The sequence below is a fragment of the Geomonas oryzae genome, assembly GCF_004117875.1.
GTDB classification, from domain to species: domain Bacteria; phylum Desulfobacterota; class Desulfuromonadia; order Geobacterales; family Geobacteraceae; genus Geomonas; species Geomonas oryzae.
Genome location: NZ_RAHW01000002.1, coordinates 70,849 through 87,481, shown reverse-complemented (window position 1 = coordinate 87,481; position 16,633 = coordinate 70,849). Strand labels below are relative to the sequence as shown.

The following is a 16,633-nucleotide window of genomic DNA, read 5'->3' as shown; positions in this document are numbered from 1 at the left end:
CGGTGCGCTCCCTCCCTTTGACACCGCTGCCGCGTTCCTTCTACGATCGGGACACGGTAACCGTCGCACACGATCTCTTAGGGGCCTACCTCGTACACGATGTCGCCGGAGAGACGCGGGTGGGGAAGATCGTCGAAGTCGAGGCCTACCTGGGGGAGGAGGATCTTGCCGCTCACTCCTCCAGGGGGCTCACCCCGCGCACCCGCATCCTCTTCGGTCCCCCCGGATTTGCCTACGTCTACCTCATCTATGGCATCCACTGCTGCTTGAACGTGGTAACCGAGCGTGAAGGAAACGCCTGTGCCGTGCTCTTGCGCGCCCTCGAGCCGGTGCGAAACGTACACGAGCGAACCTGCGGCCCCGGCCTTCTCTGTCGCGCCATGGGAGTCGATTTGCGCTGTAACGGGCACGATCTATTGAGCGGAGACCTCTTCGTCGCGGCGCGCAGGGACGAAGAGGAGAGGCGCATCGTCGCGCGTCCGCGCATCGGCGTCGCCTACGCCGGTGATTGGGCCGCCAAGCCGCTACGCTTCTACCTTTCGGAAAATCCCCACGTATCAAAACGCTGACACCCGCCAAAGCGCCACCATTCCACCCACGCCATCGCCGAACTATGCCTGTGCGACCACAGGCTCCCGCACCGATCCGTTGCCACTGCCCGGGCGTCCGCCGCTCAAGTTTGCTAAAGGGCACTACCAGTTGTGAAACATTGGTGCAATCTAATAACTCTCCGCTATACTCTTCTGCGTTTGCCCAGGGAGAGGCCATCATGGACATGGAACAGGCCGAACAACTCTACCGACTGATGTTCACCAACATGAGAGAAGGGCTGGCAATCCTGCGTCTGGACGTGAGAAACCCGGAGGCAATGCCCCTCATCATCGAGATGAACCCGGCAGCCGTCAAATTATGTCAGTGCCGGTCCTTCAACTTCGGCAATTGCAGGGTCAGCGACTGCTTCCCGGGGTGGCTGGAGGCGGAGGGGTTCCGTGAGACCTGTCACCGGATCGCGGCCTTCGGCGGGTCCCAGGAACTGGGCGAGGTAAGCCACGAAGGCCACTTCTACCGGATCAGGATCTTCGCGCTCACCGAAGAGCATCTGGGCTTCGTGATCAGCGATTGCACGAAGTACCGGCAGGAGGAGGAAAAGATAGCGCAATTGAACGCGCGCCTGGAATACGAGGCCGCGACCCTTGAACGCCGTGTCGCGGAACGTACCTCCCAGCTCGAGGAGATCAACGAGGAGCTCGACACCTTCGCGTTCTCGGTTTCCCATGACCTGCGCGCTCCCATCCGCGCCATGCACGCCTTCGCGGAAATCCTGCTAGACGATGAATTCCAGTCCCCTGCCGAGCGAAACGCCTACCTCGTGCGCATAAAGACGGCGGCCCAGGGGATGGACCGGCTGATCCAGGACCTTCTGGCTTACAGCCGTGTGAGCCGCCAGGAGATCACCCTGGAGCCGGTCAGCCTGCAACAGGCGGTCCGGGATGCCTCTCAGCAGCTGGAACTCGCAAGCGGCGGCAAGGGGTACCGCCTTGAGGTTGCCGGAGATCTCCCCGATGTGATCGCGCACCACACGGTGCTCGTGCAGGTGCTGCTGAACCTGATGACCAACGGCATCAAGTTCGTGCCGAAGGGGGTGGTCCCGCTGCTGCGCATCTGGGCCGAGGATGCCGGTGAGTACTGCCGCCTCTACATCCAGGACAACGGCATCGGCATCCCGCCGCAACATCAGGAGAGGATCTTCAAGATCTTCGAACGGCTGCACAGTATCGAAAGTTACCCGGGTACCGGGGTGGGGCTTGCCATCGTCCGAAAAGCCGTGCAGCGGCTGGGGGGGCACATAGGGCTCGAGTCGCAGGAAGGGGAGGGGAGCCGGTTCTGGATCGAACTCAGGAAGGAGCAGTAGGGAGGCTTGGCCATGAGCTACGTGCACCACACCGTTCTCCTTGTCGACAGCGACACCGATCAGGCGCATTTCACCCGTCTCGCCCTGCAGCGGGTCGGGGTGATCACGCCGGTGCAACTGGCGCACGATGGCGAAGAGGCCATCGCCTACCTAAGCGGCGCTGGAGACTTCGGTGACCGCGAACTGCATCCCCTGCCCATGCTGATGCTTCTCGACCTCAAGCTGCCGCACATCTCGGGGGTGGGGCTTCTCTCTTGGCTGCGCGAACAGCCGGCGCTCAGGCGGCTGCCCGTCGTGGTGCTCACCGTCCCCGTTCCCGCAGGGGACCTGAACCGTGCCTACGAACTCGGCTGCAACTCCTTTCTTATCAAACCCAATTCCTTCAACGCCCTCCTGGTGCTGATGCAGGGGGTGGCGCAGTACTGGCTCGGCTTCAACGTTCCTCCCGGGGTCGGCGCGGAAGCTGCGGAGGCCGGTGGAGAGTACGGCCCTGCCGCCTAGGCGGCGTCTGTAACCAGCCCCGACTGCGCCACGCCGCGCTCCCCGGGGTCACCCTGCGAGGTAGCCATGGGAGACGCGGTACCGAGACTTCATCTTGTTCCCTCCGATACGGAAAGTCCTGCCACCGGCAAGAGTGTCAGCCGCAGTCATCTGGTTAACCGCCTGAACTACATCAATTTCCAGAACCAGTCCATCCTGGTGGCGCTCAGGCACGTAGCCTACGACGAGTCCATCTTCCTGAAGGCACGGCCTCTTCCCTGTGCGGGTGAGAGGCTTGACTGTCTGTGGGAGGACGTGCCGAGCCTCAGGGAACTCCTGAAGAGCTACCGCTTCGATTACCTCCTCATAGCCGACGGCAGGAAATACCTGGTGGTGAATCCCGAGCCGGTCACCATTGACGACTGCGGCTTTGCTCTCATGCTCCCACCGGCCTGTCGCGAGTTCCAGGCGCGCAGGATCCGGCGGCACCTCTCGGACGGAGTTTCCGCGCAACTCATGCAAAACGGCGTCCTCTTCGACGGGAGCCTGGTCGACTACACCCCGGTATCGCTGCGTATTTCCGGCACGTGGGAGAAACCGGAAACGCTGCGCTGGATCAACACGGAAGAGCCGGTGCACCTGCGCCTTTTTCGCGGCGAAACCATGCTCTATTCCGGTGTCTTCGACGTCCATGCCATGGAGTCCGCCGGCGGCTCCTGCTCTTTTGTCCTTAGCCTGCGGCACAGCTCGATACGCCGCTTCAAGGCGAAGAAGTATCGCAACTACCGCCAGGAACTCGTCCCGACGCCGAACGTCGTCTTCAATCACCCCCTGATAGGGAAGCGCGTTAACCTGATGGTCACCGACATATCAGGCACCGGTTTCTCGGTCCAGGAGAGCGAGGGGGATTCTCTGCTCATGCCCGGTTTGATGATCCCCGGTCTCAAGATCACCTTCGGGCACGGCATGAGCCTTTGCTGTCTTGCCCAGGTGCTTTCCCGCAACCCGGCAGGCGAAAAGGGGGACGAGAAGCTGGTGCGCTGCGGCCTCGCCATTTTGGACATGGAAATAGGCGACCACGTGAAACTCCTCTCGCTGCTGCACCAGGTGACGAACCGCAAGTCCTACGTCGACACCGAGGTCGATCTCGACGACCTGTGGGATTTCTTCTTCCAGACCGGGTTCATCTACCCGGCAAAATACGCCCATTTCCAGGAGAACAAGGAGAGGATCAAGGAGACCTACGCGCGGCTTTACAGCGGCAATCCCCAGATCGCCCGCCACTTCATCTACCTGGACCACGGCGTCATCTTAGGGCACCTGGCCATGGTCCGCTTCTACAGCAATGCGTGGCTGATACATCACCACGCGGCGCGCAAGTCTGCCGTCAAGGCGGGGATCGCCGTACTGGACCAGGTAAGCCACTACCTGAGTGAACTCGAGAGTTTCGCCTTCGCGCGGCTGCGCTATGCCTTTTGTTACTACCGTCCCGACAACCGTTTCCCGGCGCGTGTCTTCGGCGGTTTCGCGACGAAGCATGCGGACCAGCGTACCTGCTCGCTCGACCTGTTCGCCTATTTTCACTACCAAAACGAGGGGTGCGGCGAAGAGCTTCCGCCGCAGTGGGAACTCTCCAAAAGCAGCGCCTTCGATCTTTCCGAGATGGGGAGCTTCTACCGGCACGTCTCAGGCGGTGCCCTCATCGAGGCTTTCGACCTTCGCCCGGGGGACAACGGAGACAAGGGGCTCGCGCGCGAATACCACGAACTCGGCTTTCGCAAGGAAGTCCACCTTTACTCCCTGCGCCGCAAGGGGAGCCTGAAGGCCTTTTTGCTCGTCAACTGCACCGACGCCGGTTTCAACATGGCGGAACTCACCAACTGCGTGACCCTCTTCGTAATCGATGACAGCTTGCCGCGCGCTTTGATCGAGCTGTCGCTGCGCCATGTGAGCAGGCACTACGAGGGAGGGGGGATGCCGGCCTTGGTTTTTCCGCACTCCTATGCCGTGGAAAAGGACCTTCCCGTCGAAAAGACCTACCTGCTCTGGGTCCTCGACATGCGTTACACGGACCATTTTCTGCACTACTGCGACGGTCTCCTCAAAGGGCCGCGCAAGGCGCAGTGATACCCGGAGCCGACATGGAAGTTTCCCAGCGCGACAAGCCGCTATACAACAGCAGGATCATCAATTCCTTCATCCTGCTCATAAAACACAAGTACAGCCACGTCGACATCGCTGAGCTCCTGGAGTACGCGGGGATGAAGGAGTACGAGGTGGCCGACCAGGCGCACTGGTTCAGCCAGAGCCAGGTGGACCGCTTCTACGAAAAGCTCCTGCAGATGACGGGCAACCCGCGTATCGCGCGGGAGGCGGGACGCTACGCCGCCTCTCCGGACGTGCTTGGCGCCATGCGCCAGTACATACTGGGGCTCGTGGACGCCTCGAGCACCTTCGAGATCATCAGCAAGGCGACCGCGAACTTCACCAGAAGTACGAGCTACCGGTCGCGCCGCCTCGCCTCGAACTCCGTCGAGATCACGGTCACGCCCGTCGAGCAGGGGCTGGAGCAGCAATACCAGTGCGAAAACCGCATCGGGTTTTTCGAGGCGATCGTCCTCATGTTCAACCACAAGCTGACCGACCTGCAGTACTTCCCCGAAATCAGGCACCTCCCCACCATCCAGCAGCCCGAGTGCATCTTTCGAGGCGACCCGGTTTGCCGTTACGTGGTCACCTGGGAGAAGAGCGCCTACACCTACCTGAAGAAGCTGCGCAATACCCTCGTGCCGACCCTGGCGCTTATAAACGTAGCCCTTGCCGTCGTCGGGACGGCTTCGGGGTACGCCCTGCTCGGGTCGCTCATCCTGCTGCTCCTGGTGGCTCTCGCCGCGGAGGGGAGCGAGAAGCGGGCCGTCAAGGACAGCCTTAGCAGCACCAAGGACTCCATCGACAACCTTCTGGAACAGATCGACCTGAACTACAACACCGCGATGCTGACGAACGAGATCGGGCAGCGGCTCGGCAATTTCACGCGCATCGAGGAGATGCTCATCGATGTCGCCGACATCATGCAGCGCCGGCTCGAATACGACCGGGGCGCCATTTTCCTCGCCGACGGCAACAGCGGGAGGCTCGAGTTGCGCGCCTCGTACGGCTACGGCGCACGGGAGCTTGAATGTCTGAACGGGCTGACGCTTCCGTTGGATCAAAACGGTGCCGGCCGTGACGTCTACGTCGCCTGCTTCAACGAAAAACGCCCCTTCCTGGTAAACGACCTCGAACGGGAACAGGAGACCCTCGGCAGGCGCACCCTGGCCTGCGCCGTCAAAAACGGCACGAGGTCGTTCATCTGCTGTCCCATCACCTCGGAGGGGATGTCCATCGGGGTTTTGACCGCGGAGAACGCGAGGAGCAAGCGCCCTCTCGTGGAGCGTGACGTGAGCCTCATGATGGGCACGGCCTCGGTGATCGGCATCAGCTACCGCAACTGCGAGCTCATCGGCGCGCTTGAGCAGGCAAAGGAGGATCTGGAGGCCCGGGTGGCCGAACGGACCGCCGATCTCGAGTTGAGCCGGAAGAAAGTGGAACTGCAGCATGAGGAGCTTTCGCGGACCCTTTTCGAGCTGGAGGAGGAGACCGCGCAGAGGCTGAAGGCGCTTGAGGAGTTGGGTGAAAAGGAGCGCATGCTGCTGCAGCAAAGCCGCCTGGCGGCGTTAGGCGAGATGATCAGCAACATCGCGCACCAGTGGCGTCAGCCGTTGAACGAGCTAGGGCTCATCGTGCAGGAGCTCCCCGTCATGTACGACCACGGCAGCTTCACCCGTGACTACCTAAACGACAGCGTGGAGAGGTTCATGAAGGTGCTGAACCATACCTCGCGCACCATCGACGATTTCCGCAACTTCTTCAGGCCCGACAAGGCCGCGGCACCCTTCAAGGTCGCCGATGTGGTGGGGCGCACGCTGTCGCTGGTCCGGGAAAGCTTCCGCCACCTGCACATCGACGTAGCGTTCGACGCCGCGGATGACCCGGTGGTGACGGGCCACCAGAACGAGTTTTCCCAGGCCATCCTCAACATCCTGTTCAACGCCCGCGACGCCTTTCTGGATCGCAAGGTCGAACGACGCATCATCACCATCACCGTCAACACAGAGGGGGGGTACGCCGCGGTCAGGATACTGGATAACGCGGGCGGGGTTCCTGAAGAGATCATGGACCGCATCTTCGACCCCTATTTCACTACCAGAGGCCCCGAGCAGGGGACGGGAATAGGTTTGTACATGTCCAAGGTGATCATTGAAAAGAACATCCCGGGGCGGCTCACTGTCCGCAACGTGGACAAGGGGGCTGAGTTCACCATTGAGGTTCCCATTGGGTGAAGTAGGGAAGGCGCGGTTTGACAAGGTGGTGCATGTGGTTAGAATAAGCGGGTGCTAATGTGTGGCGATAAATGCAGTGCGGCGCAGCACAGTCAGCCGAGCCGAAACCTTCCTCCAAACGCTCGGCTGTTTTGCGGTCTGCAGCTACCCTCAGGGGCACGGAGAAGCCGATGGCTCAGTCATTCATCCTGCTCGTTGAAGATAACCCCGACGACGTGTTTCTGGCCAGTCGCATCATACGTAAGGTCTGCACTGACGAGATACTGGTCGCACGGGACGGCGAAGAGGCGAGTGAGCTTTTGCGGCGCGTGGAACAGGAAGGTAGTCAGGACCTGATCAGGCTGGTGCTTTTGGATCTGAAGCTTCCAAAGATAAGCGGCCTCGACATCCTCCAGTTCGTACGTCAAAACGAGCGGCTGCGCGAACTTCCCGTTGCCATACTGACCTCCTCGGACAACGAGACCGATCAGGAAACATGCTGGGAGCTAGGCGTCGTCGATTACATCTACAAGCCGATGACCGCGGACCGGCTCAGAACTGTCCTGTCGCGGGGCGGAGGGCGCGCATGAGCGAAGGGGCCAGGGAATTGGGTGCAGCCAGCATGCTCTACGTCGAGGACGAGGCTGATGCCCGTCAGATGGTGACGAGGATGCTCGCCATGAACTACCCGATGCTCGAGGTCTACGTCGCGGAGAACGGGCTCGCCGCAGTGGAACTTTACCGGGAGCATAAAGCCGACATCGTCATGACCGACATCAACATGCCGCTCATGGACGGGATCAGGATGTCGCGCGAGATAAAGGAGATGAACCCCGCGGTGACGATCATAGCAGTCACGGCCCACAGCGACACCTCCTACCTTTTGAGCGCCATAGAGATCGGCGTGCACAACTACGTGCTGAAACCCCTCAACTACCAGGAACTCTTTTCGGTTTTAGACAAGGTGCTGGAACAGATCGCCTTGAAGCGGCTCGTGGAGCGGCAGCACCGGCGTCTTGAAGAAAACGAGCGGCAGCTTGCCGTGGCGCAGCGCATAGCACGACTGGGGAGCTGGCAGCAGGATCTCGAATCGGGTGCCATGAGCTGGTCCGACGAGCTGTACCGCATCTGCGGCGTGGAGCCCGGCGCCGTCACCCCCTCGCCGGCCTCCTTTCTGGAGCGCTTCGTCCCGGAAGACCGCGACCTCGTTCTTCGGTCGATCTGGGGGGCAGGGGAGGCGGGGCTTGCCGGGCCGCTTTTTTGCCGCGTCCTGCGCCCGGAGGGCTCGTTAAGGACGGTAAGACTCGAGGCGGAGACTTTAATCGACACCTGCGGTGTCAGGACCGTGATCGGCACCTGCCATGACGTGACTGAGCTGAAACGGGCCGAGGAGCAGGTGCGCACCCTCACCGGGGAACTGGAGCGGCGTGTGGAGCAGCGGACTTCGCTGCTTCAGGCTACGGTGAGCGAACTGGAGAGCTTCAGCTATTTCGTCTCTCACGACCTCAGGGCGCCGGTGGCCCGCTTGGAGGGGTACTGCACCGCGCTTTTGGAGGACTGCGGCACCTGCGGCCACGCCGACTGCCGCCAGTACGCCGAGCGGGCGGGGCTCGTGGTGCAGCAGATCAAGCTGATCATGGACGCCTTCAACAGCCTTACCCACCTCGCGCGCTGCACCCTCTCCATCGTCGACGCCGATTTGAGCGGCATCGCAAAAACCGTTGCCGGTAATCTCGCGGTCTCACATCCCAGACGCGAGGTGGAGTTCGTCATAGCCGATGGGCTGAGGGTGAACGGAGACCCGGCCCTGCTGAAAAAGGCGCTCGAGCATCTGCTGTACAACGCCTGGAAGTTCACCTCCAAAAGGGAGCGCGCCCGCATCGAGTTCGGTGTCGCCGAGCAGCAAGGGGTGCCGGTCTACTTCGTCAGGGACAACGGCGTCGGGTTCAACATGAAATACGCCGACAAGCTCTTCAAACCTTTCCAGACCATCCACACGCCCGGCGAGTTCGCCTGGAACGGTACCGGCATCGGGCTCGCCATCGTGCACAGCATCGTGCTCAGGCACGGCGGGCGCATCTGGGCGGAAGGGGAGGTGGGCGAGGGTGCCACCTTTTATTTCACCCTGGCTGAGAACCCGGAGTCTGGCAGCTATCTAAGGCAGGGATGAGCACCCAGCGAGGCGTCATGACAGGTAAACCCGGCGCAATTCAGACCGCAGGTAACGAAGAGGCCATGGCTCATCTTGCCGCCATTGTCGATTCCTCCGATGACGCGATACTGAGCAAGACCCGTGATGGGGTCATCACCAGTTGGAACCACGCCGCCGAAACGCTCTACGGCTACAGCGCCGAAGAGGCGGTCGGACGCAACATATCCTTCCTCGTCCCGGACAGCAGACGTGACGAGCTGCGCGAGATCACCGAGAAGATCCTGCGCGGCGAGCGCATCCGCAACCTGCAGACGGTGCGCCTGGCCAAAGGGGGACGCGAAGTCCCCGTGTCCCTCACCCTTTCCCCGATCCTCGATAGCAGCGGAAATCTGACCGGCATCTCCATCATCGCCCGCGAAGACGCCGAGCGGGTCCAGATGGAGCGCCTTTTGAGGGAAAGCGAGCGCTACTACCGTAATCTCGTGGAGATGGCCCCGGACCCGGTGCTCGTGCACCGCGACGGCGACTTTCTCTACGCGAACTGCGCCGCGCTCGGCGTCTTCGGCGCGCGTGATCTCCACACCCTGCGCCGTCACTCGCTGTACGAACTGATGCACCATGACGACAGGGAGGCCATTGCCGAGAAGATCGGGGCGATGAAGGACGGTGAGGAAATTCCGCTGCTCGAGTTCCGCATCAGGCGCCTGGACGGCGAGGAGCGGTTCATGGAAGGCTCGTCCACCGTCATCGTGTACCGGGGAAGCCCTGCGGTCCAGACCATCGCACGCGACGTCTCGGAGCGCAAGGCGGCCCAGGCCGAGCACGAGGCCATGCTCCGCGAGCTTGCTTTCCAGCAGAACCGCTTCGAGATGGTAGTCGAGCAGCTTCCGGTCGGCGTGGTGGTGGCCGAGGCATCCTCCGGGAAGGTCGTGTACCAAAACGACATCATCCGTGCCATCTTCCGCGTTCAACCGGAGGAGACGACCACCGTTTCCGATTTCGACAGCTGGAAACTGTACCGGTTGGACGGACGCCATGTCCCGGCAGAGGAAATACCGTTGAGCCGCGCCATAACGAAGGGGGAGACCGTGCCCGGTGAAGAGTACCAGGTGCTCAGGGGGGACGGCTCACGCGGTTTTGTGAGCATCAACGCGACCCCGCTGCGCGACATGTCCGGCAGCATCATCTCCGGGCTTGCCACTTTTACCGATGTTACGGAAAGCCGGATGGCGGCCAAGGCGCTTGCCGAGAGCGAGGAGCGCCTGAAGCTTGCTCTTGATGCCGCCGAGATGGGGGCCTGTGACATCGACGTAGCTACCGGAGATGGGACCTGGTCACGCAGGCACTTCCTCCTCATGGGATACCCGGCGCCGGAGAAGGATCCCGCCCCCGCCTCGCTTTCCATGTGGCAGGACCTGATCCACGCCGAGGACAAGGAACGGGTCCGCTCGGCTCTTGATGAGGCCTGTCGCCGTGGCCAACTCTTCAGCTCGGAGCACCGGATCATCCGCGCTGACAGCGGTGATGCCGTGTGGGTCAACGTGATCGGACGTTTCATCTGCGAGCCGGTGGGAAGCTCCTGCCGTTTCATAGGTGTCATCTTCGATGTGACCCGCCGCAAGGCGACCGAGGAGGAGCTCCTGCGTTCCACGAGGAGGCTTCGCAACCTCGCCGACTCCATGCCCCAAATCGTCTGGACGGCGGAACCCGACGGCACCATCGATTACCTGAACGCCCACTTTCACAGCTATACAGGCATCGGCGCCGATTTCCTGCAGGACAGCGGCGAGGCACCTTCGGAACTGATAGCGTGTTGCATACACCCGGACGACCGGCGGCGGACGGCCGAGCTATGGGCCGAGTCGATCGCCACCGGGAAGACTTACCAGAACGAACAGCGCGTTCTAGGTGCCGACGGTAGCTATCGCTGGCACCTAAGCCGGGCCACGGCCGAACGCGACGAACGGGGCGGGGTGGTCAAATGGTACGGTACCGCCACCGACATAGACGAACTTAGGGGGGTACAGGAACGGCTACGTTCCAGCGAGACGAGATTCCGCTGGCTTTACGAGTCGAACCTGATCGCCATCTTCTTCTGGAACCGCGACGGCAGGATCACCGATGCCAACGACGCCTACTGCGACCTGATCGGCCACACCGGGACGGAGTGCCGAAGCGGCGACCTGAATCTCGCCGATGTCACCGCCCCCGAGGACTACGCAAAAGACAGGTGCGCGATGGACGAGATCATCTCCCGCGGTATAAGCAAGACTTACGAGAAGGTGTTCGTACGGTCAAAGAACGGACAGAGGGTCGCGGCGCTCACCGCCCTTGCGCGCATGGCTGACACCGACGACGAAGGGATCGGCTTCGCCGTGGATCTCACGGAACTCAAGCGGGCCGAACAGGCGCTCAAGGACAGCGAGGCGACCCTGAAACTCGCGGTGGAGACGACCGGTCTCGGCATCTTCTCCATGGACCTGGCCACCGGCGCCGGGGAGTGGTCGGCGATCGCGCGGCAACATTACGGCCTCCCAAAGGATGCCCAAACCGATCTGGCCACGGTGCTGCAGCGTGTCCACCCGGAAGACAGGGGGAGGCTTGAGCAGATCGTGAATGACGCACGCACTCCCGCAGGGGCCGGGCTCTACAGCGCGGAGTACCGCACCGTCGGATATCTGGACGGCAAGGTGCGCTGGCTCAGCATGCGGGCGCGGGTCTCCTATTCCGAAGACGGCAAACCGCTCAGGCTGGTCGGCGCATGCATGAACATATCGGATATCGTCATGTCCCAGGAGGCGCTCAGGGAGGAGATGACCGAGCGTCTAAGGGCGGTGGAGGAATTGCGCCGGCAGGAACAGCTTCTCATCAGGCAGGGGCGGCTTGCCGCCATGGGGGAGATGATCGCCAACATCGCGCACCAGTGGCGTCAGCCCCTGAACACCCTGGGGCTCATCGTGCAGGAACTCCCCACTTACTACGACCGGGGGCTCTTCAACAAGGATTACCTCGACACGAGCGTGGCCCGCGCCATGAAGGTGATCAACTACATGTCCCAGACCATCGACGGTTTCAGGAACTTCTTCGGCCCCGACAAGGAAAAGCAGCGGTTCCGTGCCCTGGACGTCCTGGAGCAGACCTTGGCCATCCTCCAGGGGGCCTTCGCTGCGGCAAAGGTGGAGATCGACCTGCAGGCCGATCCGGACGCCAGGGTGGTCGGCATCCCGAACGAGTTCGCGCAGGTGCTACTAAATATCCTCATGAACGCGAAGGATGCCCTGGTGGAGCGAAAAGTCGAGCACCCTCGGGTGGAAGTGAGGCTCTATACGGCGGAAGGTAAGACGGTGATCACCATCGAGGACAACGCGGGAGGGATCCCCCGGGAGATCATCGAAAAGGTCTTCGATCCGTACTTCACCACCAAAGGGCCGGACAAGGGGACCGGCATAGGGCTTTTCATGTCCAAGACCATCGTGGAAAAGAACATGAACGGAGCGCTCACGGTGACCAACACCGGCGAAGGCGCACGTTTCCGTATCGAGGTGTAGCCTTGGACCGGGCCGGAAAGCTCTTCAGCGGAGCGGCGCTTCTGCTCGTCGAGGACGAGGTCGAAGCGCGCGAGATGCTCGGGAGGATGCTCTCGCTGAACTACCCCGAGGCGAAGATCTACCAGGCCGACGACGGTGCCGCCGGTCTCGAGATGTACCGTGAATACAAGCCGGAGGTTGTGATCACCGACCTCAACATGCCCCGCATGAACGGCATCGCGATGGCCCGCGAGATCAAGGAGATCGACCGGGATGCCACCATCGTCGCCGTCACCGCACACAGCGAAACGTCCTACCTCTTGAACGCCATCGAGATCGGCATCGACCATTACCTGCTCAAACCGGTGAACTACCCGGAACTGTTCCGCATCATGGAAAGGGTAGGGGAGAAGATCAAGCTAAGGCGCATGGAACAGCTCATGATGCACCAGGCGCAGCACGATACGCTCACCGACCTGCCGAACCGGAAGCTGTTCATGGACTTTCTCACCCTGGAGCTTGCCCAGGCGCGCCGCAACAAAAAGAGCCTCGCCGTGCTCTTTCTGGACCTGGACCACTTCAAGCAGATCAACGACACCCTGGGGCACGCCGCGGGAGATGAACTCCTGCAATCGGTCGCCCGCAGGTTGAAAGGTTGCGTGCGCGAGTCCGACACGGTAGCGCGCATCGGCGGGGACGAGTTCAACGTCCTCATGCCGGACCTGTCCCAGACCGACGACGTGGGGTTGGTCGTGCACAAGATCATGGGGGTGTTCGAAGCCCCCTTCCGGCTGGAGGGGGTCGAGGTGAAGGCGACCACCAGCGTCGGCGTCAGCATGTACCCGGAAGACGGAGACGGCACCGAGGAGCTGCTGAAAAAAGCGGATGCGGCTATGTATGCGGCGAAGCAGCGCGACGGGAGCAGCTACCAGTTTTACAACGACGAGATCAACGCGCGGACTGCCAACCGTCAAACCCTCCTGCGGAGTCTGCGCGTGGCGGCTCATAACGGGGAACTCGAGCTTTTGTATCAGCCGCTTTACAGCCTGGGAAGTCGATGCATCTGCGGCGCCGAGGCGCTTTTACGCTGGCGCCACCCCCGGCAAGGCGTGCTCCTGCCCGCACAGTTTTTAACAGTGGCCGAAGAGACCGGCGCCATCATACCGATCGGTGCCTGGGTGATAAGTCGTGCCTGTGCACAGGCAAGGAGATGGCAGGAGCTGGGGCTCGACCTGAAACTCACCGTGAATCTCACCGGCCGCGAACTGCAGCAGCCCGACCTGCCGGAGATGGTGTTGCGGGAACTTTCTGATAACGGGCTGAGCCCCTGGTCCCTCGAGATGGACGTTCCCGAGCGCGCCATCATGGACGGCGGGACGCTCGGCCAAAAGAACATGCACCGGCTCACCGAGCGAGGCGTCGCGTTTGCCGTCGACGACTTCGGCACCGGCGCATCGTCGCTGCAGAGGATCAGACGGCTTCCCGTCGCGAAACTGAAGATCGACCGTAGTTTCATCAGCAACACCGTCATCGAGCCGGAGGCGCTCGATGTGGTGACGGCGGTGGTCTGCATGTCGCACAGCATGAGGCTGCGGGTAAGTGCGGTCGGCGTCGAGAGCCCCGAGCAACTGTTGCTCATGGAGAGCAGGGGCTGCGACGAGGTGCAGGGTGATCTGATCGGCAAGCCGCTTGCGGCGGTCGAATTCGAGAGGCTGGTCGTACCGGCTCCGCCATGACGTGCAGGAGGCAACCGCTATCTGCCGAAGGCGCGTAGAAACTGAGGCAAAAGCAGCGGGTTGTCGCATACGATCGCACCGGAAAGAAAATCCATGATTCCGGGCCGGTACCCTTCGTACCAGATCTTTCGGAAGATCTCGGCGCTGGTAGCACAGTCGCAGTCCGCAACAGCCGTACCGTCTCTTTCCACCTGGTAGCCATCCCCATCCACGGTTATCACGATGGTGGTATCTTCAAGTCGAAACCTGAAGGTCGTTTTCTTGCTGAAGATACCTTTGCAGAATGCGGACTCCATCTCCGAAATCATGGTTTCTATCATAGTTAACTCCTTGCGCTTTGAAGCTTTTTTTAAAAGTGCCGAATGCCTTACCGCAAGCTGAACGACTGTATCTGCGGCTCGGATCCCTTCTGAAGAAAACCTAAGTGAGGGGCAATACATATTGCCGGATAGTATTGATCTACCGCTGACTTGTCAAATCCTTCATCTCCAAAATGCTGCGACTGTCACGTAAGTCACTGACAACAACAGATACTGTCTTTTTTTGCCACGGGCTCTCTTTCTGCTTGTAATGCGCATTGCATCCATTATCTTTTAACTATGGGAGATGTTTTTCCTACTCCGAGGAGTCTGCCGTGGAAAAGGTGCCGTTTCGATCCATACCTGACCTGCTGCGGCATCAGGCGACCAAACAGGACGCCCGGCTTGCCGTGAAGTTCAGAAAGCAGGGAAACTGGGTCACCCTGAGCTACGCCCAGTTCTACAACCGCGCCCTCATGGTGGCGCGCGGCCTGCGCAAACTCGGCATTAAGCCTGGCGACAAGGTTGCCATTCTCTCGGAAAACCGTGTCGGTTGGATCATCGCTGACATGGGCATCCTTTGTGCCGGTGCCGTCACCGTTCCCGTTTATCCGAGCAACACGCCGGATCAGATCGCACACACCCTGAATCACGGCGATGCGCGCATCGTTTTCATCTCCGGAAAATGGCAGTACCGGAAGCTTCTAAAGGTGAAAGACGCCATCCCCATGGTGCAGCTCGTCGTCTCATTCGAGCGTTTTCTCGGGGAGCCCGGACTGCCGCTCACCACGTTCTACCAGCTCTCCGAGATCGACGACCCGATCACCGAACATGAGCGGGCCGAGCTGGAGGCGGTCGTGGATGCCATCGAGCCGGAAAGCCTCGCGTCCATCATCTACACCTCGGGCACGACCGGGATTCCGAGGGGCGCCATGCTGTCGCACCGGAACATCCTCTTCGACGTCTTTGCCACCATGGAGAAGGTCGCGGTCTTGGGGGACGGCGAGGTGTTTCTTAGTTTTCTACCCTTGAGCCACGTACTCGAGAGGACCACCGGCTACTATCTTCCCATCGCGAAGGGGGCGATGATCGCCTTTGCGGACAGCATCGAGAAGATCGCGGAGAACATGCTCGAGATACAGCCGAGTATCATGGTCTGCGTGCCGAGGCTTTTCGAGAAGATCCATTCGCGCATCTACGAGCACGTGCACCAGCTCTCGCTCTACAAGAGAAAGCTCTTCAGGACGGTCCTCGCCATAGGCCGCGCCTGGGTCCAGGCGCAGTACGTGGATAAAAAGGTCCCGCTCATGCTCGCCCTTAAGCACGCCATCGCGGACCGGATCGTGTTCAGCAAACTGCGCCTTCGTTTCGGGGAGAACCTGAAGTTCTGCTCCAGCGGCGGCGCCCCCCTCGATCCCGCGATCAACGAGTTTTTCTGGAGCATCGGCGTGCCGATCCTCGAGGGGTACGGGCTCACCGAGACGAGTCCCGTCGTCTGCGCCAATACCTTTTCGGAAATGCGCTTTGGCAGCGTCGGCACTCCGCTTGAGGGAACCGAGATCGCCGTGGCCGAGGACGGAGAAATCCTCGTCCGCGGTCCGCAGGTGATGATGGGGTACTACAAGGAGGAGGCGGAGACCCGGGAGGCGCTGCATGACGGGTGGTTCAAAACCGGCGACATCGGCCGCATCGAGGGGCGCTTCGTATTCGTCACGGACCGGAAAAAGGAGCTGATCGTCACGGCAGGGGGTAAGAACGTCGCCCCCCAGCCGATCGAGAACCTCCTGAAACGCGACAAATACATCTCCCAGGCATACGTCTGCGGCGACCGCAGGCCCTACCTGACCGCGCTTCTCGTCCCGACGCTGGAGAAGCTCCTCGAGTTCGCGCGCGAACAGAAGATCGCCTATAACGACCTCGGCGACCTCGTGGTGCACGAACCGGTGCTTGAGTTGTACCGGCAGCGCGTGGAGGCGGTGAACGAGGAACTCGCCCACTACGAGACGATCAAGAACTTCGTGCTGCTGCCGCGCGATTTCACCCTGGAGGCGGGCGAACTCACCCCGACCCTCAAGCTGAAGCGGCGCGTGATTTCGGAACGTTACAAGGACGCCATCGACAGGATGTACGCCGCCGACAACTAAAGCCGGCGTTTAGCGGGAGGAT

Annotated in this window: 11 protein-coding genes; 10 read left to right on the top strand and 1 reads right to left on the bottom strand. The window is 61.2% G+C overall.

Annotation, left to right across the window (positions count from 1 at the left end; genetic code table 11):
- Nucleotides 1-17: 17 nt before the first annotated feature.
- The 9 genes from D6Z24_RS05165 (at nucleotide 18) to D6Z24_RS05125 (ending at nucleotide 14,168) form a co-directional block, all read left to right on the top strand.
- A complete protein-coding gene (locus D6Z24_RS05165; RefSeq protein ID WP_129125500.1) occupies nucleotides 18-569 on the top strand; it encodes a DNA-3-methyladenine glycosylase in 552 nt (183 codons plus the stop codon).
- A gap of 200 nt (nucleotides 570-769) precedes the next feature.
- Nucleotides 770-1,912, top strand: coding sequence for a sensor histidine kinase (locus tag D6Z24_RS05160; protein ID WP_129125499.1), 1,143 nt, complete (start codon nucleotides 770-772; stop codon nucleotides 1,910-1,912).
- Nucleotides 1,913-1,924: 12 nt separating this feature from the next.
- Entirely contained in the window at nucleotides 1,925-2,413 is a 489-nt protein-coding gene (locus tag D6Z24_RS05155) for a response regulator (protein ID WP_129125498.1), read from the top strand.
- Between the two features lie 66 nt (nucleotides 2,414-2,479).
- Nucleotides 2,480-4,519: a pilus assembly protein PilZ gene (locus D6Z24_RS05150; RefSeq protein ID WP_129125497.1), complete on the top strand. Its 2,040-nt coding sequence runs from the start codon at nucleotides 2,480-2,482 to the stop codon at nucleotides 4,517-4,519.
- Nucleotides 4,520-4,533: 14 nt separating this feature from the next.
- Nucleotides 4,534-6,774, top strand: a complete 2,241-nt coding sequence (locus D6Z24_RS05145) for an ATP-binding protein (RefSeq protein ID WP_129125496.1) — start codon at nucleotides 4,534-4,536, stop codon at nucleotides 6,772-6,774.
- Between the two features lie 170 nt (nucleotides 6,775-6,944).
- Nucleotides 6,945-7,343 carry a response regulator gene (locus tag D6Z24_RS05140; RefSeq protein ID WP_129125495.1) on the top strand — a complete coding sequence of 133 codons (399 nt, stop codon included), beginning with the start codon at nucleotides 6,945-6,947 and terminating at the stop codon, nucleotides 7,341-7,343.
- On the top strand, nucleotides 7,340-8,923 hold the full coding sequence (locus D6Z24_RS05135; RefSeq protein ID WP_198419510.1) for a sensor histidine kinase: 1,584 nt from the start codon (nucleotides 7,340-7,342) through the stop codon (nucleotides 8,921-8,923). Before D6Z24_RS05140 ends, D6Z24_RS05135 begins: the two co-directional genes overlap by 4 nt.
- A gap of 17 nt (nucleotides 8,924-8,940) precedes the next feature.
- Entirely contained in the window at nucleotides 8,941-12,453 is a 3,513-nt protein-coding gene (locus D6Z24_RS05130; RefSeq protein ID WP_198419509.1) for a PAS domain S-box protein, read from the top strand.
- A gap of 2 nt (nucleotides 12,454-12,455) precedes the next feature.
- Nucleotides 12,456-14,168 carry a putative bifunctional diguanylate cyclase/phosphodiesterase gene (locus tag D6Z24_RS05125; protein WP_129125493.1) on the top strand — a complete coding sequence of 571 codons (1,713 nt, stop codon included), beginning with the start codon at nucleotides 12,456-12,458 and terminating at the stop codon, nucleotides 14,166-14,168.
- A 17-nt stretch (nucleotides 14,169-14,185) separates the two neighbouring features.
- Here D6Z24_RS05125 and D6Z24_RS05120 read toward each other — a convergent pair whose 3' ends face one another.
- Entirely contained in the window at nucleotides 14,186-14,488 is a 303-nt protein-coding gene (locus D6Z24_RS05120; RefSeq protein ID WP_129125492.1) for a hypothetical protein, read from the bottom strand.
- Between the two features lie 314 nt (nucleotides 14,489-14,802).
- On the opposite strand from D6Z24_RS05120, the gene D6Z24_RS05115 reads away from it, so the two are divergent.
- On the top strand, nucleotides 14,803-16,611 hold the full coding sequence (locus tag D6Z24_RS05115) for an AMP-dependent synthetase/ligase (protein WP_129125491.1): 1,809 nt from the start codon (nucleotides 14,803-14,805) through the stop codon (nucleotides 16,609-16,611).
- The last annotated feature ends 22 nt before the right edge of the window (nucleotides 16,612-16,633 follow it).

What these genes read in the sequence shown, in the direction of transcription:
- D6Z24_RS05120 (WP_129125492.1), bottom strand. Translation starts at nt 14,488, where the DNA reads ATGATAGAAACCATGATTTCGGAGATGGAGTCCGCATTCTGCAAAGGT.
- D6Z24_RS05160 (WP_129125499.1), top strand. Translation starts at nt 770, where the DNA reads ATGGACATGGAACAGGCCGAACAACTCTACCGACTGATGTTCACCAAC.
- D6Z24_RS05135 (WP_198419510.1), top strand. Translation starts at nt 7,340, where the DNA reads ATGAGCGAAGGGGCCAGGGAATTGGGTGCAGCCAGCATGCTCTACGTC.
- D6Z24_RS05140 (WP_129125495.1), top strand. Translation starts at nt 6,945, where the DNA reads ATGGCTCAGTCATTCATCCTGCTCGTTGAAGATAACCCCGACGACGTG.
- D6Z24_RS05150 (WP_129125497.1), top strand. Translation starts at nt 2,480, where the DNA reads ATGGGAGACGCGGTACCGAGACTTCATCTTGTTCCCTCCGATACGGAA.
- D6Z24_RS05155 (WP_129125498.1), top strand. Translation starts at nt 1,925, where the DNA reads ATGAGCTACGTGCACCACACCGTTCTCCTTGTCGACAGCGACACCGAT.
- D6Z24_RS05130 (WP_198419509.1), top strand. Translation starts at nt 8,941, where the DNA reads ATGACAGGTAAACCCGGCGCAATTCAGACCGCAGGTAACGAAGAGGCC.
- D6Z24_RS05145 (WP_129125496.1), top strand. Translation starts at nt 4,534, where the DNA reads ATGGAAGTTTCCCAGCGCGACAAGCCGCTATACAACAGCAGGATCATC.